The organism is Arenimonas sp. SCN 70-307, from assembly GCF_001724815.1.
Lineage (GTDB): Bacteria > Pseudomonadota > Gammaproteobacteria > Xanthomonadales > Xanthomonadaceae > Arenimonas.
The window spans coordinates 486,373-508,313 of record NZ_MEDO01000014.1 but is presented as its reverse complement, the minus strand read 5'-3'; the positions used below and the strand labels follow the sequence as shown (position 1 = coordinate 508,313).

The 21,941-nt window shown below is 67.0% G+C and carries 23 protein-coding genes; 16 read left to right on the top strand and 7 right to left on the bottom strand.

Annotated elements, in window-relative coordinates; genetic code table 11:
- Window positions 1–109 precede the first annotated feature (109 nt).
- On the top strand, window positions 110–592 hold the full coding sequence (locus ABS41_RS08700) for a hypothetical protein (RefSeq protein ID WP_290592963.1): 483 nt from the start codon (window positions 110–112) through the stop codon (window positions 590–592).
- Window positions 593–653: 61 nt separating this feature from the next.
- Here the strand turns inward: ABS41_RS08700 and ABS41_RS08695 are convergent, their stop codons facing one another.
- Both ABS41_RS08695 and ABS41_RS08690 read right to left on the bottom strand, forming a co-directional pair.
- On the bottom strand, window positions 654–1,157 hold the full coding sequence (locus ABS41_RS08695; RefSeq protein WP_290592961.1) for an Mpo1-like protein: 504 nt from the start codon (window positions 1,155–1,157) through the stop codon (window positions 654–656).
- Between the two features lie 61 nt (window positions 1,158–1,218).
- Entirely contained in the window at window positions 1,219–2,115 is an 897-nt protein-coding gene (locus tag ABS41_RS08690) for a phosphoribosylaminoimidazolesuccinocarboxamide synthase (protein ID WP_290592959.1), read from the bottom strand.
- Between the two features lie 84 nt (window positions 2,116–2,199).
- Here ABS41_RS08690 and ABS41_RS08685 point away from each other — a divergent pair, with 84 nt between their 5' ends.
- From ABS41_RS08685 to rpe, 3 genes are read left to right on the top strand one after another with little or no spacing between them, the layout of a single operon-like run.
- The gene (locus tag ABS41_RS08685; protein ID WP_290592957.1) at window positions 2,200–2,562 is read left to right on the top strand and encodes a c-type cytochrome; all 363 of its coding nucleotides are present in this window, start codon (window positions 2,200–2,202) and stop codon (window positions 2,560–2,562) included.
- Window positions 2,559–2,885 (top strand): DnaJ domain-containing protein, encoded by a 327-nt coding sequence (locus ABS41_RS08680; RefSeq protein ID WP_290592955.1) that lies wholly within the window; start codon window positions 2,559–2,561, stop codon window positions 2,883–2,885. Before ABS41_RS08685 ends, ABS41_RS08680 begins: the two co-directional genes overlap by 4 nt.
- A 7-nt stretch (window positions 2,886–2,892) precedes the next feature.
- Window positions 2,893–3,561 carry a ribulose-phosphate 3-epimerase gene (gene rpe / locus ABS41_RS08675; RefSeq protein ID WP_290592953.1) on the top strand — a complete coding sequence of 223 codons (669 nt, stop codon included), beginning with the start codon at window positions 2,893–2,895 and terminating at the stop codon, window positions 3,559–3,561.
- Between the two features lie 18 nt (window positions 3,562–3,579).
- On the opposite strand, the gene ABS41_RS08670 is transcribed toward rpe, so the two are convergent.
- The 3 genes from ABS41_RS08670 to ABS41_RS08660 form a co-directional block, all read right to left on the bottom strand.
- On the bottom strand, window positions 3,580–4,254 hold the full coding sequence (locus ABS41_RS08670) for a class GN sortase (RefSeq protein ID WP_290592951.1): 675 nt from the start codon (window positions 4,252–4,254) through the stop codon (window positions 3,580–3,582).
- Window positions 4,251–4,433 carry a hypothetical protein gene (locus ABS41_RS08665; protein WP_290592949.1) on the bottom strand — a complete coding sequence of 61 codons (183 nt, stop codon included), beginning with the start codon at window positions 4,431–4,433 and terminating at the stop codon, window positions 4,251–4,253. The genes ABS41_RS08670 and ABS41_RS08665 overlap by 4 nt, the downstream gene beginning before the upstream one ends.
- 112 nt (window positions 4,434–4,545) lie before the next feature.
- Entirely contained in the window at window positions 4,546–6,552 is a 2,007-nt protein-coding gene (locus ABS41_RS08660) for a marine proteobacterial sortase target protein (protein WP_290592947.1), read from the bottom strand.
- A 142-nt stretch (window positions 6,553–6,694) separates the two neighbouring features.
- Here ABS41_RS08660 and pdsR point away from each other — a divergent pair, with 142 nt between their 5' ends.
- The 10 genes from pdsR (at window position 6,695) to ABS41_RS08610 (ending at window position 17,865) form a co-directional block, all read left to right on the top strand.
- A complete protein-coding gene (gene pdsR, locus ABS41_RS08655; protein WP_290592945.1) occupies window positions 6,695–7,384 on the top strand; it encodes a proteobacterial dedicated sortase system response regulator in 690 nt (229 codons plus the stop codon).
- Between the two features lie 7 nt (window positions 7,385–7,391).
- Window positions 7,392–9,401 carry an ATP-binding protein gene (locus ABS41_RS08650; RefSeq protein WP_290592943.1) on the top strand — a complete coding sequence of 670 codons (2,010 nt, stop codon included), beginning with the start codon at window positions 7,392–7,394 and terminating at the stop codon, window positions 9,399–9,401.
- A gap of 86 nt (window positions 9,402–9,487) precedes the next feature.
- Entirely contained in the window at window positions 9,488–10,963 is a 1,476-nt protein-coding gene (gene trpE, locus ABS41_RS08645) for an anthranilate synthase component I (protein WP_290592941.1), read from the top strand.
- 4 nt (window positions 10,964–10,967) lie between these two features.
- Window positions 10,968–12,707: a diguanylate cyclase gene (locus ABS41_RS08640; RefSeq protein WP_290592939.1), complete on the top strand. Its 1,740-nt coding sequence runs from the start codon at window positions 10,968–10,970 to the stop codon at window positions 12,705–12,707.
- 243 nt (window positions 12,708–12,950) lie between these two features.
- Window positions 12,951–14,252 carry an integrase arm-type DNA-binding domain-containing protein gene (locus ABS41_RS08635; protein WP_290592937.1) on the top strand — a complete coding sequence of 434 codons (1,302 nt, stop codon included), beginning with the start codon at window positions 12,951–12,953 and terminating at the stop codon, window positions 14,250–14,252.
- 145 nt (window positions 14,253–14,397) lie between these two features.
- A complete protein-coding gene (locus ABS41_RS08630) occupies window positions 14,398–14,745 on the top strand; it encodes a hypothetical protein (RefSeq protein WP_290592935.1) in 348 nt (115 codons plus the stop codon).
- Window positions 14,746–14,997: 252 nt separating this feature from the next.
- On the top strand, window positions 14,998–16,260 hold the full coding sequence (locus tag ABS41_RS08625) for a hypothetical protein (RefSeq protein WP_290592933.1): 1,263 nt from the start codon (window positions 14,998–15,000) through the stop codon (window positions 16,258–16,260).
- A 44-nt stretch (window positions 16,261–16,304) separates the two neighbouring features.
- Window positions 16,305–16,949, top strand: coding sequence for a hypothetical protein (locus tag ABS41_RS08620; RefSeq protein ID WP_290592931.1), 645 nt, complete (start codon window positions 16,305–16,307; stop codon window positions 16,947–16,949).
- 27 nt (window positions 16,950–16,976) lie between these two features.
- Complete coding sequence (locus ABS41_RS08615) at window positions 16,977–17,372, top strand: hypothetical protein (RefSeq protein ID WP_290592929.1); 396 nt, start codon at window positions 16,977–16,979, stop codon at window positions 17,370–17,372.
- Entirely contained in the window at window positions 17,341–17,865 is a 525-nt protein-coding gene (locus tag ABS41_RS08610; RefSeq protein WP_290592928.1) for a hypothetical protein, read from the top strand. The genes ABS41_RS08615 and ABS41_RS08610 overlap by 32 nt, the downstream gene beginning before the upstream one ends.
- Before the next feature lies 1 nt (window position 17,866).
- Here ABS41_RS08610 and ABS41_RS08605 read toward each other — a convergent pair whose 3' ends face one another.
- Window positions 17,867–18,850, bottom strand: a complete 984-nt coding sequence (locus tag ABS41_RS08605; RefSeq protein WP_290592926.1) for a hypothetical protein — start codon at window positions 18,848–18,850, stop codon at window positions 17,867–17,869.
- Window positions 18,847–19,488, bottom strand: coding sequence for a hypothetical protein (locus tag ABS41_RS08600; RefSeq protein ID WP_290592924.1), 642 nt, complete (start codon window positions 19,486–19,488; stop codon window positions 18,847–18,849). The genes ABS41_RS08605 and ABS41_RS08600 overlap by 4 nt, the downstream gene beginning before the upstream one ends.
- An 805-nt stretch (window positions 19,489–20,293) precedes the next feature.
- On the opposite strand from ABS41_RS08600, the gene ABS41_RS08595 reads away from it, so the two are divergent.
- Both ABS41_RS08595 and trpD read left to right on the top strand, forming a co-directional pair.
- The gene (locus tag ABS41_RS08595) at window positions 20,294–20,881 is read left to right on the top strand and encodes an aminodeoxychorismate/anthranilate synthase component II (protein ID WP_290592922.1); all 588 of its coding nucleotides are present in this window, start codon (window positions 20,294–20,296) and stop codon (window positions 20,879–20,881) included.
- Window positions 20,882–20,904: 23 nt separating this feature from the next.
- On the top strand, window positions 20,905–21,939 hold the full coding sequence (trpD, locus tag ABS41_RS08590; RefSeq protein ID WP_290592920.1) for an anthranilate phosphoribosyltransferase: 1,035 nt from the start codon (window positions 20,905–20,907) through the stop codon (window positions 21,937–21,939).
- Window positions 21,940–21,941 lie beyond the last annotated feature (2 nt).

The window sequence follows — 21,941 nt, the reverse complement described above, 5'->3', positions numbered from 1 at the left end:
GCCATTATCGCCCCGATGCCTGCGCCCCTTGCCGCCGACCCGCCGGCCGGGCCAAAGTCGCGGGGCGCCACGAGCGCACAACCAACGAAAGGGGAGTTTCGTCATGGGAATGGCAGCCATCGGGGGCGCGTTGATCGGCCTCCTGGTCATGATGCTGGTGGGTTTGCCCATCGCCGCGTTGATCCTGAAGCTTTCGGTGCGCATCGCGGCCGGGTTCTCGCCCGGCTTCCTGCGTTGCCTGGGCGTCGTGGCGCTGGCGACGGTAGTGGGTTTCTTCCTCAACGGCGCCTTCTCGATGCTGTTCGGCATCGGCGACTTTGGCGCGGGCGGCGATCCGGAGGCGGCCGCGGCGGCGATGGCCGGCGCGGGCGCGGCGATCCTGGGCGCGATGGGCCTGAGCCTGCTGGTCGGGTTCCTGGTCACCGCCCTGCTGGTGAACCTGCTGATCAAGCGTGCCGACGGCAGCGCCATCGGCTTCGGCCGCTCGCTGCTGGTGGTGCTGGTCTACGCCATCATCCTGACCGTGGTCGGCATCATCGTCGGCGTCGGCCTGGCGATGCTGGGCTTCGGCGCCGCGGCACTGGCGCTCTGACCGCAGCGAAAAAAGAAGGCGCGGGAGCCCCGGCTCCCGCGCCTTTTCGTTTGCTTCTGGCTCAGCGGCCCCAGCCGAGCTTGCGGTAGAGCTTGTCGAGCGTCCACAGCGGGCCGACCAGCAGGTACTTGAGGTCGGTGAAGAAGCTCGGGCGCCGGCCCTCGATCTTGTGGCCGATGAACTGGCCGATCCAGGCCACCACGAACACGCCGGCCGCGATCCAGGCCAGGCCCTCGGCGCCGAAGCGCAGCCACAGGTAGCGGTTGAGGAAGCCAAAGGCCACGAAGGTGACCAGCGCACCCACCGCGAGGCGTCGCGAGAGCTTCCAGTACCAGAGCCAGGCCATGAACATGGCCACCGCCATCCAGGCGCCGGGGTTGGCCAGCGCCGGCGGCACCGGGATGAGCCAGAACGCCGCGGTCACCGACCAGACGATGGCCGGCACGCAAACCAGGTGGATGGCCTGGTTGGTGGCGTTGACGTGGTCGCCGGCGTAGCTGTCGAGCCAGCGGTCGATCGGCCGGCGCGGATCCGGCTGGTCCATCAGTTCGGGTGAGCTGGCCATGGTGGCGCTCCTGCGGTTTCGGGCTTGCGGCTGATGATAGCCCCGCGCCGCGCCGGCTGCCTCAATCGAGGTGGATGTCGGCCAGACGGGCCAGGGCCTCGGCGTACTTGGCGCGCGTGCCCTCGATGACCGGGGCGGGGATGCGCGGGCCGGGCGCGGTTTTGTCCCAGTCCAGGGTCTCGAGGTAGTCGCGCACGAACTGCTTGTCGTAGCTGGGCGGGCTGGTGCCCACCTCGTACTGGTCGGCCGGCCAGAAGCGCGAGCTGTCGGGCGTGAGCAGCTCGTCCATCACGTGCAGCACGCCGTTTTCGTCCAGGCCGAACTCGAGCTTGGTGTCGGCGATGATGATGCCGCGCCCGAGCGCGTAGGCGGCCGCGTACTGGTAGATCTGCAGCGTGGCGGCGCGGATCTGCTCGGCCAGCTCGGCGCCGACCTTGGCCACCATGGTGTCGAAGCTGATGTTCTCGTCGTGGTCGCCCACGGCCGCCTTGCTCGACGGGGTGAAGATGGGCTGCGGCAGCTGCTCGGCCTGGCGCAGGCCCGGCGGCAGGCGGATTTCGCAGACCGCGCCGGTGCGCTGGTAGTCCTTCCAGCCGCTGCCGATCAGGTAGCCGCGCACGATCGCTTCCACCGGCACCGGCCGCAGGCGCTTGGTGACGACCGAGCGGCGCGCGTAGAGCGCGGCGTCGACGCCGGGCGGCAGCACGCCGGCCACGTCCTCGTGGGTGAGGTGGTTGGGCACGAGGTGGGCGGTCTTGTCGAACCAGAAGTTGCTGATCTGGCAGAGCATCTCGCCCTTGCCCGGGATCGGGTCGGGCAGCACCACGTCGAAGGCGGAGAGGCGGTCGGTGGCGACCATCAGCAGCCGCTTGCCCGGCAGTTCGAACACGTCGCGGACCTTGCCGCGGTGGAGCAGGGGCAGGCCGGGAAGCTCGGCGGAATGCAGGGTGGTGGGCACGGGCGTCTCTGGGGAACGGGACCGGGCCGGCCATTGTACGGCGCTCACGGCGCCTGTGCGCGGGCCGCTGCTAGAATCGCGCCCATGCCACGCCATGCCTTCGTCTTCGCCCTCGTCCTGCTCCCGCTGGCGGCCTGCGCCGACGGGCAGGCCCCGGCCGCCCCGGCCGCCGTCGCCCCGGCCGTGGCCGGCGCGCCCGAGCGCCCGGCCAAGCTGGGCCTGTGCACCGCCTGCCACGGCGACGACGGCACCAGCCGCACGCCGGGCACGCCGCACCTGGGCGGCCAGGACCAGCTCTACCTCGAGCGCGCGCTGGCCGACTACCGCAGCGGCAAGCGCCAGCACGTGCCCATGACCAGCCTCGCCAACGCGCTGCAGCCGGCCGACATCCAGGCGCTCGCGGCCTGGTACGCGGCCCAGCCGGGCTTCGCCGGGAGCGTGCCATGAGGTACTACGGCAAGGTCCTGGGTTTCGTCGCCGGTTGGCTGCTGCTGCGCCACCCGGCCGGCGCCGTGCTCGGCCTGCTGCTGGGCCACGCCTTCGACGCCGACTGGTTCCGGGCGAAGAAGTACGACCCGTACGCGGTGCTGGGACTGACCTCCGAGGCCACCGAGGCCGAGATCGACCGCGCCTACCGACGGCTGATCACCCAGTACCATCCCGACCGCCTGGGCGGCGTCGCCGAGGACCTGCGCAAGCAGGCCGAGGAAAAGGCGCGCGAGATCAACCAGGCCTACGACCAGATCAAGAAACTGCGCTCGCGCAACTGAGGACGCCATGTCGAACTGCATCATCGCCCCGTCCATCCTGTCGGCGAATTTCGCCAAGCTGGGCGAGGAGGTCGACGCCGTGCTCGCCGCCGGCGCCGACTGGGTGCACTTCGACGTGATGGACAACCATTACGTGCCCAACCTCACCATCGGCCCGCTGGTGTGCGAGGCGCTGCGCAAGCACGGCGTCACCGCGCCCATCGACGTGCACCTGATGGTCAAGCCGGTGGACCGGATCGTGCCGGACTTCGCCGCCGCCGGCGCGAGCGTCATCAGCTTCCACCCGGAGGCCAGCGAGCACGTGCACCGCACGGTGCAGCTGATCAAGTCCTTGGGCTGCCAGGCCGGCCTGGTGCTCAACCCGGCCACGCCGGTGGAAGTGCTGGACTACGTGCTGCCCGAGCTCGACCTGGTGCTTCTGATGTCGGTCAACCCGGGCTTCGGCGGCCAGGCCTTCATCCCGTCGGCGCTCGACAAGCTCAAGCGCGTGCGCGAGCGCATCGACAAGCTGGGCAAGCCGATCCGCCTGGAGATCGACGGCGGCGTGAAGGCCGACAACATCCGCGCGATCGCCCAGGCCGGCGCCGACACCTTCGTCGCCGGCAGCGCCATCTTCAACGCCCCCGACTACGCCGACGTCATCGCCCGCATGCGCGCCGAAGTCGCCGCCGCCTGACAAGAAACGGGGTCAGGTTCACTTATGCGTAAGTGAACCTGACCCCGTTTCTTGCAGGGTGACGAGGTAGCGGAGGGGGCCGCGGGGAGCGGTGGCGTCGAAGGGCCAGCAGGTGACCAGCACGAGCTGGTCGGGGCCGGTGGCGAGGCGGTGGCTGCGGGAGTCGGCCACCTCGGTGGCGGTGACCACGTAGTCGCGCGGGCCCTGCGCCGTTTCGAGCACCACGCGGTCGCCATGGCGCAGGTGCCGCAGCCATTCGAAGTGGGTGTCGCGGTGGCCGCTGAGCACCGTCGTGCCGCGCGTGCCCGGCGCCGCGCTCGATTCCGCCCAGCCCGGCCCGAAGGCCAGCGTGCGGCCGCTGTCGCCGGCGAGCACCACCTGCGAAACGCCCAGCCGCGGCGCCGCGATGCGCGCCACCGCGTGCGTGTCGGCCCAGGGCCAGGGCCGGTGCGCGCCGCCCTCGTCGAGCGTGCGCTGCCAGGCGCCGTGCAGCAGCACCTGCGACAGCGCCGCCTTGGCCGGCAGCCAGGCCGCCTGTGCGCCCGTCGCCAGCGCCGCCAGCAGCAGCGCCAGCCCCAGCCAGCGCCGCGCCGGCGCCAGCGTGCCGCGCAGGCCGCGCGGCCGCGGCCGCCGCCGTGGTGGGACTTCCCTGTCCCGAGGGTGCATCCGTGATGCGGTGGCGGCGAAGTTCACGGCGCCTCCTGCGCCGTCCGGGGAGGAAGCAGGGGCATCGGCCGGCGCAGCAGCAGCGGGCTGGCGTCGGCGGGCACGAAGTGCCAGTGCATGTGCTCGAGCGCGCGTGCCGTGGAGCGGCAGGCCGGCTCGGGCGTGGGGAGGGGGAAGCGGTCGCGGTTTTCGATGATCAGGACCATGGGGGAGCTCCGGTCGCGCCTGAAGGCGCTCCTACAGGGACGGGGATTCGGTGCGAAGCACGAGAAGCAGCGCGGCGCAGGCGAGGAAGGCGAGCAGTCGGGTGGCCATGGCTCAGCTCCGCGTGCGCAGGAGCAGCAGGCCGCCGAGCGCCAGCGCCAGGGCGAGCATCAGTTCGCGCGTCCAGCCCGTGCTGCCCTGGGCGAAGGCGAGGCTGCCGGCGGGCGTGGCGTTGGCCACCTGCGCGCTGCCCAGCGTGACCTCGCGCGGCCGCGCCGGCGTGCGGTCCACCGCCACCAGGCTGGTGTAGGTGCTGACCAGGCCGTGGCGCAGCGCCACGTCGACGACGGCCGGGCGCAGGCGCTCGATGTCGCCGCCGCGGCGGATGTCGTCCTCGAGCGAGTCGATGCGCGCGCGCGCCCAGAGCCGGCCGATGCCCGGCGCCGGCGTGGCCTTCTCGCCGTCGAGCAGCAGGCGCCGCACCCAGGGCTGCGGCGCCAGGCCGCGCACCGTGGCCACGCCGCGCAGCGCGTCCAGGCGCGCCACCACCTGCAGCGCCTCGCCGTGGTAGAGGTCGGGGATGCGCGCCGGGTAGGCCTCGGCCACGCCCGGCCAGTCCACCGCCACGTCGCGCATCGCCGGGCGGTCGAGCCGCGCCAGCAGCGCATCCATCTTCTCGGCCACCTCTTCGACGTCGCGCACGACGATGTGGGTGCCGCGCCCGGCCTCGGCGGCCTTGCGCAGGAAGTGGCCGTTGGGCGCGCTGCCGATGCCCACCGGGAACAGCCGCGCATCGCCGCGGGCGTTTTCCACCAGCTGCAGCAGCGCGTCCTCGTTGCCGATCGCCGCGTCGGTGGCCAGCACCACCTGGCGCAGGTAGCCCTCGGGCGCACGGCCGGCGAACGCGGCGCGCAGCGGCGGCAGCATCTCGGTGCCGCCCTCGGCGCGCAGCGAGCGCACGAAGGCGCGGGCCCGGGCCACGTTGCCCGGCTGCGCCGGCACCGGCTCGGGGAAGAGCAGGTCGAAGTCGTCGTCGAAGCGGATCACGTTGAAGCGATCGCCCGGCTTGAGCCGCGCCAGCGCGCGGTCGGCGGCTTCGATGGCCTGCGCCATCGAGGCGCCGGACATCGAGCCGGAGTTGTCGATCACCAGGATCAGCTCGCGCGGCAGCGGCGCCACCGGCAGGGTGGGCGGCACGATCATCAGCAGCGCGTAGTCCTCGCCGCCGATGCGGTCGGTGAACAGGGCGCTGCGCGGCGCCTTGCTCGGCACCGGCGCCCAGCGCAGCTCGAAGTCGCGGTCGCTGGCCTCGACCAGCTCGGCCAGCAGCACGCGGTGCACGCCGCCTTCGGCCCACACCGTCACCGCATGCGTCGGGCTCTCGACGCGCTCGAGCTCGATGCCCGCCACGATCTCGGCGCTCAGCACCACCGTCGGCGGCAGCGCGAGGCCGCGCTCGTCGGCGGCCAGCGCCACCGGCAGCGCTTCGGGCTGCGCCGCCATCGCCTGCATCGCCAGCGAGGCCTCGGGGTCGGGCGCGGGGTTGTAGCGCGGCGTCAGCGTCAGCGGCAGGCCCAGCGAAAACTCGCCGTCGCGGTAGTCCACCGGCTGCCAGTAGCGCACCTCGATCTCGACCTCTTCGCCCGGGCCGATGTTCGCCACCGCGGTCTGGAACAGGTTGGGCCGGTTCTGCGACACCAGGCTGGCGCGCTGGCCCGACGCGGCCGCGGCTTCGTAGATGGCCTTCGCCTCCTGCTTCTCGCGCACCTCGCCCTCGACCAGGCGTTCGCCGATGCGCAGCGTCAGCCCGCCGACGGCGGCGTTTTCCGGCAGCGGCAGCAGGTAGCGGCCCTCGCGCCAGCCGGCGGTGTCGTTGCGGTAGGTCTGGCGCACGGTCACCTCGGCCAGCAGGCCGTGCACCTGCATGTGCACGCTGGTGTCCATGGCCAGGCTGGCGACCCATTGCCCGTCGCGCTCGAACACCAGGCCCTCGGGGTCGTCGGAGGCATGCGCGCTGGCCAGGGCCAGCAGCAGGCCCAGCGTCGCCAGCCAGGCGGCGACGAGCCGCGGGCGGCGCAGGGAACGGTAGAAACGGGGCTTGCGGGTGATGCGGTCGCTCATGGCGGCTCTCCGTGGTGGCAGGGCCATCTCAAGGCCCGGCGCGGCCCGCGCCGGGGCCGGCCCGGGGCAGGGCGAGGGCGAGTTGTGGCATTTGCCGGGCAATGCATTGCCGGGCCGCGGCGCCTGGCCTAGGCTGGCCGCCATGTCACGCACCGTCGCCATCGTCGAAGACGAACCCGCCATCCGCGCCAACTACACCGAGGCCCTGCGCCGCCACGGCTACGAGGTGCAGCCGCACGCCGGCCGCGCCGAGGCGCAGGCGGCGTTTTCGCTCAGGCTGCCCGACCTGGTGATCATCGACGTGGGCCTCGGCGACGAGCCCGAGGGCGGCTTCGACCTGTGCCGCGAGCTGCGCGCGCGCTCGGCGACGCTGCCGATCATCTTCCTGACGGCGCGCGACTCCGACTTCGACGTCATCTCCGGCCTGCGCCTGGGCGCCGACGACTACCTGAGCAAGGACACCAGCCTGCCGCAGCTCACCGCGCGCATCCACGCGCTGTTCCGGCGCATGGAGTCGCTGTCGGCGCCACGCGCGAAGGAGCAGGTGTTCCGCCTGCGCGGGCTGACGCTGGAACTCGAGCGCATGCGCGTGACCTGGAAGGACCAGGAGGTCGGCCTGACCGTCACCGAGTTCTGGATGGTGCACGCGATGGTGCGCTACCCGGGCCACGTCAAGTCGCGCGAGCAGCTGATGCGCGAGGCGCAGGTGGTGGTGGACGACGCCACCATCACCTCCCACGTCAAGCGCATCCGCCGCAAGTTCGAGGCCCTCGACCCGGCTTTCGACGAAATCGACACCGTGCACGGCGCCGGTTACCGCTGGCGCGCCTGAGCCGGGCATGCGACTGCGCACCAAGCTGCTGCTGGTGGCCCTGTCCATCCTGGCCCTGCCCTGGGCCGGTTGGCAGTTCGTGCAGCGCATGGAAACCCTGCTGCGCCAGGGACAGGAGCAGGCGCTGCTGGCCTCGGCCGAAGCACTGGCCCGCGGCATCGCGGTGCGCCCGGGCGGGCTGCCGCCGGCGGGCGAGAGCTGGTACGTGCACCGGCTCGACTACGCGCCGCGCCTCGACGGCCTGGCCGACGACTGGCGCGGCGCCGCCGACGCGCCCGCGCAGGCCGGTGCGCCACGGCCCTGGCTGCGTGCGGTGGCCGGACGCGCCAACGACCGCCTGCACCTGTGGATCTCGGTGGACGACGCCAGCCCCGAGCGCGGCGAGGCGCACTGGCCGGGCGACCTGGAGTTCGACCGCCTGCAGCTGTCGCTGCTCGGCCGCGGCGGCGAACTCACGCTGCGCCTGGCCAACAGCGGCACCGGCCCGCTGAAGGTGGCCGGCATCGACGGGCTGCCGCCGCCGATCCGCGTGGAAGGCTTCTGGCGCGAGCGCGAGGGCGGCTACGACGTCGAGCTGGCGCTGCCGCAGGACTACCTGGTGCGCGGCCTGGGCCTGCAGGCGCGCGACCTCGATGCCAGCGGCACGCGACGCGTGGCGGCCATGCCGGCGGACGCCGGCGACGCGGCGCGCCTGCCGCTGCATGGCTACGTCGGCGCGCTCGAGCCGGTGCTGCTGGCGCTGGCGCCGGAAGGCATGCGCGTGCGCGTGGCCGACCGCGAGGGCTGGGTCGTCGCGCGCGCCGGCGCGCTGCGCGCCGACCCTACCGAGGAAGACATCCTGCCCTGGCGCCGCGGCCTCTACCGCACGCTGCTGTTCCGCGACATCGGCGCCGCCAGCGCCGAGGCGCCGGGCGCGCGTCGCCTGGTGCGCGCCGAGCTGGCCCGCGCCGTCGCCGGCGAGCCCGCCGTGGCCTGGCGCCGCGACCCGGCCGGCGCCCGCCTGCTGCTGTCGGCCGCGGTGCCGCTGGTGGTGGACGGGCAGGTGCGCGGCGCGGTGCTGCTCGAGCGCTCGAACTCGGAGGTGCTGGTGCTCACCGACCAGGCGCTGTCGGGCCTGCTGGGCGTGAGCGCGGTGGCCTTCCTCGCCTCGGGCGGCGTGATCCTGCTGTTCGCCACGCGCCTGGGCCAGCGCATCCGCCGGCTGCGCGACGCGGCCGAGCGCGCGCTCGACCGCGAGGGCCGGGTGACGCCCTTCCCGCGCACGAACGCCCGCGACGAGGTGGGCGACCTCTCGCGCAGCTTCGCCCGCCTGCTCGACCAGGTGGCGGCCTACACCGACTACCTGCGCACGCTGGCGGGCAAGCTCTCGCACGAGCTCAACACGCCGCTGGCGATCGTGCGCACGTCGCTCGACAACCTCGAGCACGCGGCGCTCGACGACGAGGCCCGCGCCTACGTCACCCGCGCCCGCGACGGCGTGGAGCGCATGGGCCTGCTGGTGCGCACGATGAGCGAGGTCACCCGCATCGAACACGCCATCGAGGCCGCCGAGGCCGAGGACACCGACCTGCGCGCGCTGCTGGCCGACTGCGCCGAGGCCTACCGCGCACTGCTGGCCCCGCGCGAGCTGCGGCTCGACCTGCCGCCGGGCCCGCTGCGGCTGCGTGCGGCGCCGGAGCTGGTGGTGCAGGCGCTCGACAAGCTGGTCGACAACGCCCGCGGCTTCACGCCGCCCGAGGGCTGGGTGTGCCTCTCGGCCCGCGCCGAAGACGGCGGCGTGCGCATCTCGCTCGCCAACCGCGGCCCGACCCTGCCGGCGGCGATGCGCGGCCGCCTGTTCGACTCGCTCGTCAGCCTGCGCGAGAAGAACCAGCGCGGCGAAGGCGCCGCCCACCTCGGCTTCGGCCTCTACGTCGTGCGCCTGGTCGCCGACCTCCACCGCGGCCGCGCCGAGGCCCACGACCTGCCCTCCGGCGAGGGCGTCGAGTTCACCCTGCACCTGCGCGGCATGCCCTGAGGCCCCCGCAGGCCATGACCCGCGGGCCACGCGGGCTCCACGCGGAGATGGCTATACTCGGGGCTCGCCATCGATGGACGCCGTGCGTGATTTCCGCTGACGAGTTCCAGGCCCTCGCCCGGGCCGGCCACAACCGAATCCCGGTGGTGCGCGAGGTCCTGTCGGACCTCGATACCCCGCTTTCGGTCTACCTCAAGCTGGCCGACGGCCCGCACACCTACCTGTTCGAGTCGGTCGAGGGCGGCGAAACCTGGGGCCGGTACTCGATCATCGGCCTGCCCGCGCGGCGCACCTACACCTTCCGCGGCCACACGCTCGAGGTCCGCGAGCACGGCGAGCTCGTCGAGACCCGCGAGCTCGACGACCCCCTGGCCGAAACCGACCGCCTGCGCGCCTCGTTCAGGGTGCCGCGCCTCGAGGGCCTGCCGGAGTTCACCGGCGGCCTGGTCGGCTACTTCGGCTTCGAGACCATCGGCTGGATCGAGCCGCGCCTGGCCGGCGGCGACAAGCCCGACCAGCTCGGCACGCCCGATGCCCTGCTGATGCTCAGCGAGGAAGTCGCGGTGTTCGACAACCTCAAGGGCCGGCTCTACCTCGTCGTGCACGCCGACCCGGCCGAACCGCAGGCGTATGCGCGCGCCGTGCGCCGGCTCGACGAGCTGGTGCACCGGCTGCGCCATTCCGGCCGCAGCTATCCCGACGTGCTCGATCCGTCGCTGCTGGGCGAGCAGGACTTCGTCTCGGGCTTCACCCGCGAAGGCTTCCTGGCCGCCGTCGAGAAGTGCAAGGAATACATCCGCGCCGGCGACATCTTCCAGGTCGTGCTCAGCCAGCGTTTGAGCGTGCCGTTCCGGGCGCGGCCGGTGGACGTGTACCGCGCGCTGCGTGCGCTCAACCCGTCGCCCTACCTGTATTTCCTCGACCTCGGCGGCACCCAGGTGGTGGGCAGCTCGCCCGAGATCCTGGTGCGCCTGCAGGGCGGCGAGGTGACGGTGAGGCCCATCGCCGGCACGCGCCCGCGCGGCGCCACGCCCGAGGCCGACGCCGCGCTCGAGGCCGAGCTGCTGGCCGATCCGAAGGAGCGCGCCGAGCACCTGATGCTGATCGACCTGGGCCGCAACGACGTCGGCCGCGTGGCCGAGCCGGGCAGCGTCACCGTGCCCGACCGCTTCATCATCGAGCGTTACTCGCACGTGATGCACATCGTCAGCGAGGTGCGCGGCCAGGTGCGCGGGGGCGTGGGGTTCTCCGAGGTGCTCAAGGCCACGTTCCCGGCCGGCACCGTCAGCGGCGCGCCGAAGATCCGCGCGCTCGAGGTCATCCGCGAGCTCGAGCCGGTCAGGCGCAACATCTATTCGGGCGCGGTGGGCTACGTGAACTGGTGGGGCGACGCCGACACCGCCATCGCCATCCGCACCGCCGTCATCCAGGACGGCCGCCTGCACGTGCAGGCCGGCGCGGGCATCGTCTACGACTCCGACCCCGTGAAAGAGTGGGAGGAAACGATGAACAAGGGCCGCGCGCTGTTCCGCGCCGTCGCCCAGGCGGCCAGCGGGCTCTGAGTCCATGGGTGCGACGGGGCGGCTGCTGCAAAGACTCCGCCCGCGCAGCGCCGGCCTGCGCCAGTGGCTCGGCCTGACCTACGGCGTGCTGGCCGTCGTGCTGGTGGCGCTGCTGGCCTGGCGGCTCGAGCAGGTGGCCACCCGCAGCCTCGAGGACGACATCGGCCTGCGCCTGGAGGCACGCGCGCAGGCGCTGGCCAGCCGCGTCGACCGCGGCCTGTTCGAGCGGCTCAACGACATGCGTGCCATGGCCCTGCTGCCGGGCATGGACGATCCGCTGGCCAGCGAGTCGACGCTGCGCGACCTGTTCGACCTGATGCAGCTCAACTACCCGGACTTCGTCTGGATCGGCGCCACCGACGCCCAGGGCCGTGTGCTGGTGGCCAACCGCGGCCTGCTCGAGGGCGTCGACGTCTCGGCGCGGCCCTGGTTCGCCGCCGCCCGCAAGGAGCCCTACGTGGGCGACATCCACGAGGCCGAGCTGCTGTCCAAACTCATCAGCCGCCCGGGCGCCGAGCCCTTGCGCCTGATCGACGTGGCTTCGCCCATCCACGACGACCACGGCGAGGTCACCGGCGTGCTGGCCGCGCATCTTTCCTGGCGCTGGGCCGACAGCCTGGTCGAGGAGCAGACGCGGCCGAGCCGCGCCAACGACCCGGTGGACGTCATCTTCGTCAATGCCGAGGGCCGCGTGACCCTGGGCCCGGAGGCGCTGCTGGGCACGCTGCCCGACCTGCCCAGCGTGCGCGCGGTGCGCGCGGACCAGCGCGGCGCGGTGCGCGAAACCTGGCCCGACGGCGATTTCCTGGTGGGTTACGTCCAGACCAGCGGACATGCCAGCTACGGCCGGCTTGGCTGGTCCGTGCTCGTGCGCAAGCAGGCCCAGCAGGCGCTCGAGCCCGTGACCGAGCTGAGCCGCCAGATCTGGCTGGCCTCGGCGGTGCTGCTGCTGGCCTTCCTGCTGGTCTCGACGCTGATGGCGAGGCTGATCGGCACGCCGCTGCATTCGCTGGCGGTGGCCGCGCGCCGCATCCAGGCGCGCGAGCCCGGTGCTGCCTTCCCGCCCGAGCGCGGCTATCGCGAGGCGCGCGAGCTCACCGGCGCCATGCGCAGCCTGGTCGATGACCTGACCACGCACGAGCGCGAGCTGACCGAACTCACCACCCAGCTCGAGCAGCGCGTGCGCGAGCGCACCCAGGCGCTGAGCGAGGCCAACGCCCAGCTCGAAGTGCTGGCCATGACCGATGCACTCACCGGCCTGTCCAACCGCCGCCACTTCGGCGACCAGCTGGCGCGCGAGGCCACCCGCGCGGCCGAGAGCGGGCGGCCGATCAGCCTGCTGGTGATGGACATCGACCACTTCAAGTCGGTCAACGACAAGCACGGCCACCCGGCCGGCGACGCGGTGCTCCGGCACGTGGCGCTGCTGCTCGAGGAGCAGGTGCGCGGCAGCGACTTGCTGGCCCGCGTCGGCGGCGAGGAGTTCGCCGTGCTGGCGGTGGACACGGCGATGGTCGAGGCCGGGCTGCTGGCCGAGAGGTTGCGCAAGGCCATAGAAGACGCCGGCCCGGTCTCCGTGGGGCACGCGGCGGTGGCGGTGACCATCAGCCTCGGCGTGGCCACGCGCCGCATCAAGCCCGGCGACCTGGCCCGCGCCCCCGAGCACCTGCTGGCCGCCGCCGACGACGCGCTCTACCGCGCCAAGCGCAACGGCCGCAACCGGGTGGAAGTGGCGGTGGGCTGAGCCGGCAGGCTTTATACTCCGGGTCCTTTCCCGCTTCGTCCGGCCGGCCCATGCTGTTGATGATCGATCATCAACATGTGTCGAAACGGAGCGCCGTGAATTCGCATGAAAGCCTGAAAAACAAGGCGTTTTATGCAGATGGATTGAAAGGGAGTGGTGTCGTATATCAGGGCTAGCGCGAGGTGCAGCCGTATACGAGTCGGTATATCGTGAAGTCCTCTAGATCGCGTTCAGAGGCCCGCCGTGACCCAAGCCAATACCCCGCTGACAGACAAGGCCATCAAGGCTCTGAAGCCCGGAGAGAAGCCCTACACGCGGGGCCTTGGAAACGGCCTTTTCCTCTGGGTCTACCCGGACGGAAAGAAGTACTGGCGATACCGGTTTGTGCTGAACTCCAAACAGACCCTAATGGGCTTAGGGGTCTATCCGGACGTGTCATTGGCCGATGCCCGAAAGGCCCACGCGGACGCCCGCGCTCTTGTGCTGAAGGGCGTCAATCCGGTGGAGCAAACGAAGGCCGCGAAGGCAGCCAAGAAAGAGGCAGCGGCCAACACCTTTGAAACCACCGCCCGAGATTGGATGGCAGCGAACAAGCCGCATTGGTCCGCCTACTACTACGGGCAGGTGGAGACCACGCTAAAGCGAGACGTGTTCCCGGAAGTCGGAGCTATGCCTATCCGGGACGTGAGAGCCGCGCACCTGCGGCCCATTCTGAAGCGGGTTGCTACTCGCAAGAGCGTGCCGGGAATCAAGCGAGTGCGGGAGCGGGGCGCGGCAACCGTGGCGATCCTCATTCGCCAGTGGTGCGGAGCGATCTTCAACTATGCGGCAGCGGAGGGGAAAGTAGACGAAGACCGCAACCCTGCCGCCGTGCTGAAGGGACTAATCAAGCGGCCCAAGGTGGAGCATCACAAGCACCTGACACGTGCGGACTTGCCGCAATTCATAGCGGACCTTCGGGCATTGAATGATCCGGAAGACCCGAAGCTAACCGAGTCGGTAAAGATCGCAGTGGAGTTGTTGGCGCTGCTATGGGTTCGCACGGCCGAACTCCGGAACGCGGAAAAGTCGGAGTTTGATTTGGAGGGCGCGGGTGGCCTTGGTCCGGTGTGGAAGATTCCGGGTCACAAGATGAAGATGGGGCAGGCCCATTACGTGCCACTCCCTGAGCGTGCGGTGCAATTGATTGCGCGGCAAATGGCGCTTTCGGGCAATTCCACGCACCTTTTCCCCAATCAGCGCACGGCGGGCAAGGTCATGTCTGCCACGACGATCAATCGCGCACTAGAGCGGATGGGTTGGGGTGACCGACTGAGCGGCCACGGATTCAGAGGAACCGCTAGCACGGTCCTGCATGAAGCGAATTTCAATCACGCCGTGATTGAAAAGCAGTTGGCTCACGCGGAGCGGAACAAGGTCGCGGCCAGCTACAACCATTCGGAGTATTGGGAAGATCGCAAGGAACTTATGAATTACTGGCAAAACCTGCTGCTTTCTGGCGGTTCCAATGTTGTGCCAATCGGCAAAGCAAAGAAAGTTGCATGACCGCTTGCTAGGTAGTCTTTCAGCCAATAGCATTCCCTTTCATAGCGGCCACTGAGCCGTCGACAACTAAGCCGCAATGGAGTGGAGCCGGTGAAGAATCACGGCCACTGCATTGCGGCTTTTTTCGTTTCTGGAGTGAGGAAAGATGGCGATCATTTTCAAAGTAGAGAGCGCGGTAGCCAAGAATTCGCCTGACAAGCAGGCAGCACTTAAGCGGGTCAGGAAGTACAACCCCGACGCCTTCAGGGCCGTTCCTCCATGTGCGCCGCTTACCGTGCCGCAGCTGCTACGGATCAAGAATCTTCAGGCCATCTATGGCGTTTCACACGCCACGATCCGAACCCGCTTCAAGCACGGGCTGCTGCCGAAGCCGGATGGCTATGACATTTCGATGGGGGAAAAGGGATCGCGTGGCAGGCCATATTGGCACTCTGAAACGATCCTCTTTCATCTGGAATCGATGAAGGCAAAGGGTGCGGACTCAGCGCAATAAAAAAACCGGAAGGCTGTTTAGACCTTCCGGCTTCCCGTCTCGCCTGATCCGCATCAAGGAGGTCAGCGGTGACCTTGGCAGGAGTCCGTTGACATATGAAGTTTGAATCCTGCCGAACTACTGAGCAACACGCCAGAGAAAATTTGCACCAGCGTGCGACACGCCTGTCTCCGGAATGACGACATGGAGACAAGGTGCAGAGAGAAACTATCGCGCTAGCTCTTCCGCGAAACATGGCAGGAAAGCATCAAAATGGACGCAAACAATAACGATGGAACATCGGGTGATGTCGCTAATTTGCACGCTAGTGCGACAGTCGCCGATCTATGGGGGAAAAAGAAACAAGAGAGCGGGAAACGTTCACGTCAATTCACGCCAAAGGCCCAGGAATCGGAGCAGGTCAAAGAGAAATTGAAGGGCGACACCTACGCGAAACGATACGCGGAACTGCAACAAGATGTGCGCCGGTTCCCCAAGGACACTGATCTGTACTTGAAATACCGGCTCGAATACAACTCATGGCGACGTGCCCACAACCCTAAGACCCGGCAATCGGGAGTGCCGTTTGATTACGTGACCTTCGGCGACTTCCGGAATTGGCTTGTGCATCTTGGGCTTCGCCCATCGCGTGAGTACACCGCCGACCGAATCAATTTCCTGAAGGGCTACGAGCCGGGGAACCTGCGGTGGGCTACCAAGCAAGAGCAGGCGGATAACCGGAAGAGCAACCACCGCATTGAATGGTTAGGCATCCGCTACACCCGAAAGGGATTCGCCAAGTTTCTTGGCATCCCGCGCAAGAGGCTGGACAAGCAAATTGAACGGGGGAAATGGTCTTTGTCTGAAATCGTGGCAGCGGCGGGGAAGGCTATTGATCCGGTGGAAGACTTCCGCTTCAGCACTCCGGCATTGGAGCGGGAGTACTGGAGTCGCCCGGACAAGTACTTCACGCTCAATCGCCTTGATTGGCTTTCCCGGTTCTATGAAGACCATGCCAACACCGCCAAGCGGCCAGGCGTGCGAGAGAAATTCCGGGCACTGGCGAAGGATGCAGAGGGGGAGCGTCAGCGGCGATATGCCGAACGCGATGCATTGCAGGCAGCTAAGCAGGATGAACTACTAGAACAGGTCGCTCCGGCTTATCCGATGTTCAACCCGCTCCCAAGTCTTCCCCCGCAGGCTCCCGCGAATGCTTTAAAGGGCGAGGAAGAGGCAGTTTGCAATCAATTGCACGAGCCAACTACGGTGCAGGTCATGCGTGCTGCGAAGGCGAAGGACAAGGAAAACGCAGACGCATTCAATGCCTTTATGCGGCCAAGGGTTGCTGAACTCATGAAAGGCGGCATGTCCGTTATGGATGCCTCGCGAGTGGCATCCGCTGAGTTTCAGGCATCGCAATTATCTGAGCAGCCGAAACCTGCGCCAATTGATCCGAATCCGCATCGCCAGCGATTTAACGAGTGTGGCGGTGACGTGCAGCTGCTGATTAAGCGTCTTACAAGATGCGTTAGGTAGTGGTCGCCTGTTTTAAACTGAGCGAAACAGAGTGGAGTGCTTCAATGTCCATCGATCTTGATACCTTGCACGTCACCGGCAAGAATCGCGTGCAGAAGTCCATTTCCCCCGGATACGCCAGCATCCTTCATGTGGTGCCGATGCAGCCGCGCACGAAAGTGCAGAAGTCCATGCAGGTACGTAAGTCAGTGGCCAATAAGCCCAAGCAGTCCGCACGAAAGGCCGATATGTCCAAGGCTCTGCGAAAGACTCCGGATAGCCTGCCCGTTAGCACGATTGGTAACAATGGACACCCGAACGCTACCAGCAACTTGAGCGGCGCACCGGCAGCGAAGGAAGAGCCGTCTGGAATCGATGCAGTCTTTGCAGCGATCAATACCCTTGCCGCTGCTGTCACCATTGCGGCCAGTCCCAAGGCAAGCACCGCAAACATGGACGCAGTGCTACGTGCCAGCCGTGCAGAAGATGACGCGGAAGCATGGAACGCAAGCCGTAGCGCAGCCCAGCGCCAAGGCTTCACCTATCACGCCGCGAAAGGCGACAATTCCACTGTGAGCCTTGGGAAGTCTGCCCATACGGTGCGCATGCAGGGCAACAAATCCGCACCGGCTCCCATGACGGCCCGGAAGGCGGAAGAACGTAAGGCATGGTTTAACGATAGCTATATGGCGCGACTTGGGCGGAAGTAACCCGAAGCGACCCGAAGGAAGCCGAAGGTGAACACTCTCACGCCAAAGCAGCGGCAGGCAGCGCAATTCATTGCCGCAGGCCACACGCACCGGCAGGCCGCCGCAGCTGTGAAGGTGACGCCGCAGACGGTGAGCGAATGGGCAGGCCGTCGGGACTTCCGCGCCTACGTGGATTCGCTGCTGTCTGCCGCTGAGCAAGAGACCGCGCAGGCTCTTACGGGGCTGCGTCTGCGAGCGGTTGAAAAGCTAGGCGAACTGCTAGAGCACCAAAGCCCAGGAATCGCCCTGCGAGCGATTGACGCGGCGCTGAGTCTGACTGCCACGAGGATCGCACCGCCTGCCCCGTCCGCCGCTCCGGAGTGGAACGCGATCATTGCAAGGATCACCGCCTATGAAGCTGAAGAGCCAACAAGACCCCATTGATATGCAAGCCTGCCGCGAAGTGTGGCGGTTGAGGGAGCTTGGGTGCAGCGGTAGCCCGGTGGTGCAGGCCGTCATGCTGTGGGCAGTTGCGAAGGCGATTATGCGCCCCATAGAGACCATGCCACGCCCTGAGCTTGACCAGTTATGGCAGGCCTTCAAAGGGGCAATTAATTGCAAGGCCATCCGACTGACTGACCTTCCGCTCCCACTGCTATCATTCGGCGAACGGTTCGCGCTGGCAGTGGGAGCGCTCTTCAACGCCGATCACCTGCCAACCGGCGAAACTTTCCTAGAGCTTGTCGATTCGGCAACCGGCAGTGGTACCGAACAAGCGGGCATGTTTGCGTTGTCTGCGATCTTGGGACTGCCCACGGTGCAAGCGGTACTGCCCGCCGAAACGCTAGCCTTCCACGGGGCCGAGCCTGCCCGCGATTATTCCGACGATGAAGTGATAGCGCGAGCGCGGGAGGCTATGGACAGTTGTGCCGTCTAAGTTACTCCCAGCGCTGAAGCCCCACGCGACTCGGCCCTGTGATCTTAAAAGTCCTGCTGACGCCATCTCCGGCATAGGCAAGGGACGGGTTGCCGAGTTGCATATTTTGGCTGTGACTCCAGCGATTGTGGATTGACCCGTATATGCCGGATGACACCCGTTCCCATGATTGATCGTCCCAAGTTAGGTTCAGAGTGCTTTGGGAGAATGGGTGGTCTTCATCGAAGGTATAGAGCGGTAGGCGTGCCGCAGCAATCACCGCATCTTGAAATGGAGTTGCCGTTGCCGACGCGGGGCCATGCAAGAGGGGTTGGTTGCTTAGAAAGACTCTGAGAGATTCCGAGCAGCGGAGGAGGAAACAGATGACCTCCCAAGCCAAAGTAGTGATCGAGAAAACATTCTTATTGCTGTCGTGAAAGACTGGATGGGGGCAGATGGTTCCTTTGTCCACGCCCTCCACGAAATAGCCGTGCAGCCTGCCTACCTCGCCAGCATGGTTGTAATCGAGCGTAAATAGCCGCACCCGAGACTGCGAATGCTTGATTAGGTTGGCGAAGGTGGCGACAAACGTTTTATGATCTTTGATCGCCTTGGCGAAAACTTTAAATGCTGGGCATCGATTCCTGGAGTGATCGCTCTCGTAGAAGTTTTCTGCGATTAGCTTCAGATCGTCCACGTGCTCTGCGGCTGCATACAGTGCTAATTCGATGTAATCGACAAGGTCATCGGTTGGGAGTTCGGACTCCTTCCGGGATTCAATGCCGACGCCGCCTGTGATGCGCTGCTCTAATGCAGAACAGAATCGTTGAGTCTTTGTGCAAACCCGGGCGATTGAGATGTTGTAAATGCCAAGCGCGGGGCGCAAGTTTTCTTGGACGTGATAGGTTTTGGAGGCATCGACTAAATGCAGGAGCGCGTGGGCAGCGAGTGAAGATTGCGCGCCTTTAGTAAGGTCCACTGCGAATTTAGGTTTTCCCGTGGTCATGCTGGCGGAGGTGCGTGGCTGGGTTGTTTCTTGTGATCCCCGTACTGGGTAAGAATCGAGATAAGAATTTCGCAAAGCTCAGAAAAGCAGGCGACTACTTCGGCCCAGCTAAATTCAGGATAGTTCGTGTCGAACTGGCTCAGCATCATGCTAATGCTTCGGCCGCCCTCATCGTCCTTCATAGAGGTGACCGAGGCAAAAAACTGTTTTTCTGAGAAATGCACGTCACCAGATGTAGAGTTGTAGACAGTCCGGACCCAATCATGCGTTTCCGTCATACGGTCGATTAGGTAGTCATCCCTAAGTGTCTTTCCTTCCCGGCTCTTGAACTTCTTGAGAGGGGTTCCCCCGATGACCGCCTTAGCCACCTCTTCTGGATTTGAGACATAGGTGTAGGCCAGAAGGCGGCTCACGGTGTCAATTTGCATCCGGACCAGTGCGCGGCTGCATGTCATGTTCCGTGCTTCGATCATCGAAAGCAGCCCATGTCCGAGGTTAAGGGTCCGCTTGATTGCGGCGGAGATGATGAAGTCGAGGATGAAGAGAGGTGCGCCGCTCCCGCCCAGAGCGTGCATACCCACAGCGGGAATCTCGTCGAGCAGGGCATCGAGCTTTTTGCGCTCTTGTTCGAGAGTCATAGCAAAGGCTCCTACGCCTGACATTCCCAATGCTGAAGCCAGTGGCCCTAGCGTTTTGGCTTTCTCAGTGACCACTCACCATCAGCGTCTTCATTCCATGCTCTGGATTGAATGCGATAACCGCCACTCTTACTCTTGCACACTACGCCCATGACGTATTGCCCTGATCGGAAGGCAGAGAATGGCAGTGCCTTCCACTCGCCATCACGGCAGTCCATTTGGCTGAGTGCGCGTTCTACTTCGGTGTACCCAGCGCGAGCCAAAGCCTCTTCCGGTGACCTGGGCGGCGGATTGAGCTTGCTGCATCCCCAAGGGATGGCGACAAATAACACGACTGCGGTGGCCACCAGTCCTAGGCAGCCGGTATTTGTGGCTTGCCGTTCCGCTGGGTCCAGTGTCGGCTTAAGCTTTGCACCGCAGCTTGGGCAGCTGGTGGCAGACGTGGCTACGCTATGGCCGCAAGTCGGGCAATTGACCAATCCCATGGCTCCCCCTTAGTTGTCCTCAATGGTTCACGGCCGATCTTAACGTTTCTGAATGGCCGGTCTTGGGGATCATTTCGACCGAAATTGGTGACCGGTCCATGCAACGGATTGCATGGAGCTTCGTCCCTTAGTCCGAGCCGGAATCAGCGAATGACTCTCTTTCCGATGCAACAACCGTCCGGGCGCGGTCCCGCTAGGGCAAAATGAATGCCTAGACCGGAAAGGCCCAAGTGGTCCGAACCTGACCGGTATATGAATCGGTATACGGACTCGATAGCGAGGGATGAAAACCCAAGCTAATCAACTTCTTAGGGTTGCTTATGGTCCTCATGATCGATAACTACGACAGCTTCACCTACAACCTCGTGCAGTACCTGGGGGAGCTGGGGCAGGACGTGAGGGTGGTGCGCAACGACGCGCTCACGGTGGCGGAGATCGCGGCCCTGGCGCCCGAGCGCATCGTCATCTCGCCGGGGCCGTGCACGCCCAACGAGGCGGGGGTGTCGCTGGAGGTGCTGGAGAAGCTCGCCGGCAAGGTTCCGATCCTGGGCGTGTGCCTGGGCCACCAGAGCCTGGGCCAGGCCTTCGGCGGCAAGGTGGTGCGGGCGCGCACGATCATGCACGGCAAGACCTCGCCGATCCGGCACAAGGGCGTGGGCGTGTTCGCCGGCCTGCCCGACCCCTTCGAGGCCACGCGCTACCACTCGCTGGTGGTGGAGAAGGACTCGCTGCCCGATTGCCTCGAGATCACCGCCTGGACCGAAAACGCCGACGGCTCGATGGACGAGATCATGGGCCTGCGCCACAAGACCCTGCCGGTCGAGGGCGTGCAGTTCCATCCCGAGTCGATACTCACGCAGCATGGGCACGACATGCTGCGTAATTTCCTGGAGGGTGGTCGGGCCTGAAGGCCCTCCAACAAGGACGAGAAATGCCGATCAAGCCGCAGGACGCGCTGCAGCGCGTGATTGAGAACCGCGAGATCTTCCACGACGAGATGGTCGACCTGATGCGCCAGGTGATGCGCGGCGAGGTTTCGCCCGTGCTCACCGCCGGCATCCTGGCCGGCCTGCGCGTGAAGAAGGAAACCATCGGCGAGATCGCCGGCGCCGCCAAGGTGATGCGCGAGTTCTCGGCCAAGGTGGTGGTGCCCGATGCGCAGAACTTCGTCGACATCGTCGGTACCGGCGGCGATGGCGCCCACACCTTCAACATCTCCACCGCCAGCATGTTCGTGGTGGCGGCGGCCGGCGCCAAGGTGGCCAAGCACGGCAACCGCAGCGTCAGCTCCAAGTCGGGCAGCGCCGACGTGCTCGAGGCCCTGGGCGCGGTGATCGAGCTGCAGCCCGACCAGGTCTCGGCCTGCATCGCCGAAACCGGCATGGGCTTCATGTACGCGCCCATCCACCACCCGGCCATGAAGAACGTGGCGCCGGTGCGGCGCGAGATGGGCGTGCGCACGCTGTTCAACATCCTCGGCCCGCTCACCAACCCGGCCGACGCGCCCAACATCCTGATGGGCGTCTTCCACCCCGACCTGGTCGGCATCCAGGTGCGCGTGCTGCAGCGCCTGGGCGCGCGCCGGGCGATGGTGGTCTGGGGCCGCGACGGCATGGACGAGATCTCCCTCGGCGGCGCCACCCTGGTGGGCGAGCTGCGCGGCAACGAGGTGGTCGAATACGAAATCCACCCCGAGGACTTCGGTATCCCGATGGCCGCCAGCCGCAACCTGCGCGTCGAGGATCCGGAGCAGTCGCGCGCCATGCTGCTCGAGGCGCTGGAAGGCAAGGACGGCCTGCCCAGGGAAATCGTCGCGCTCAATGCCGGCGCGGCGCTGTACGCCGCCGGCCGCGCGGTCTCCATCGCCGATGGCATCGCCCAGGCCCGCAAGGCGCTCGAGGGCGGCAAGGCGCGCGCCAAGCTCGATCAATTCGTCGCGGCCACGCGCCGCCTGGCGGGCCAGTGAGC

Excerpts from the sequence above, each read along its gene's own strand:
- ABS41_RS08620 (WP_290592931.1), top strand. The coding sequence starts at position 16,305 with ATGTCCATCGATCTTGATACCTTGCACGTCACCGGCAAGAATCGCGTG.
- ABS41_RS08685 (WP_290592957.1), top strand. The coding sequence starts at position 2,200 with ATGCCACGCCATGCCTTCGTCTTCGCCCTCGTCCTGCTCCCGCTGGCG.
- ABS41_RS08650 (WP_290592943.1), top strand. The coding sequence starts at position 7,392 with ATGCGACTGCGCACCAAGCTGCTGCTGGTGGCCCTGTCCATCCTGGCC.
- ABS41_RS08665 (WP_290592949.1), bottom strand. The coding sequence starts at position 4,433 with ATGGTCCTGATCATCGAAAACCGCGACCGCTTCCCCCTCCCCACGCCC.
- ABS41_RS08600 (WP_290592924.1), bottom strand. The coding sequence starts at position 19,488 with ATGACTCTCGAACAAGAGCGCAAAAAGCTCGATGCCCTGCTCGACGAG.
- ABS41_RS08680 (WP_290592955.1), top strand. The coding sequence starts at position 2,559 with ATGAGGTACTACGGCAAGGTCCTGGGTTTCGTCGCCGGTTGGCTGCTG.
- ABS41_RS08610 (WP_290592928.1), top strand. The coding sequence starts at position 17,341 with ATGAAGCTGAAGAGCCAACAAGACCCCATTGATATGCAAGCCTGCCGC.
- ABS41_RS08595 (WP_290592922.1), top strand. The coding sequence starts at position 20,294 with ATGGTCCTCATGATCGATAACTACGACAGCTTCACCTACAACCTCGTG.
- rpe (WP_290592953.1), top strand. The coding sequence starts at position 2,893 with ATGTCGAACTGCATCATCGCCCCGTCCATCCTGTCGGCGAATTTCGCC.
- trpD (WP_290592920.1), top strand. The coding sequence starts at position 20,905 with ATGCCGATCAAGCCGCAGGACGCGCTGCAGCGCGTGATTGAGAACCGC.
- pdsR (WP_290592945.1), top strand. The coding sequence starts at position 6,695 with ATGTCACGCACCGTCGCCATCGTCGAAGACGAACCCGCCATCCGCGCC.
- ABS41_RS08695 (WP_290592961.1), bottom strand. The coding sequence starts at position 1,157 with ATGGCCAGCTCACCCGAACTGATGGACCAGCCGGATCCGCGCCGGCCG.
- ABS41_RS08660 (WP_290592947.1), bottom strand. The coding sequence starts at position 6,552 with ATGAGCGACCGCATCACCCGCAAGCCCCGTTTCTACCGTTCCCTGCGC.
- ABS41_RS08640 (WP_290592939.1), top strand. The coding sequence starts at position 10,968 with ATGGGTGCGACGGGGCGGCTGCTGCAAAGACTCCGCCCGCGCAGCGCC.
- ABS41_RS08605 (WP_290592926.1), bottom strand. The coding sequence starts at position 18,850 with ATGACCACGGGAAAACCTAAATTCGCAGTGGACCTTACTAAAGGCGCG.
- ABS41_RS08630 (WP_290592935.1), top strand. The coding sequence starts at position 14,398 with ATGGCGATCATTTTCAAAGTAGAGAGCGCGGTAGCCAAGAATTCGCCT.
- ABS41_RS08625 (WP_290592933.1), top strand. The coding sequence starts at position 14,998 with ATGGACGCAAACAATAACGATGGAACATCGGGTGATGTCGCTAATTTG.
- ABS41_RS08700 (WP_290592963.1), top strand. The coding sequence starts at position 110 with ATGGCAGCCATCGGGGGCGCGTTGATCGGCCTCCTGGTCATGATGCTG.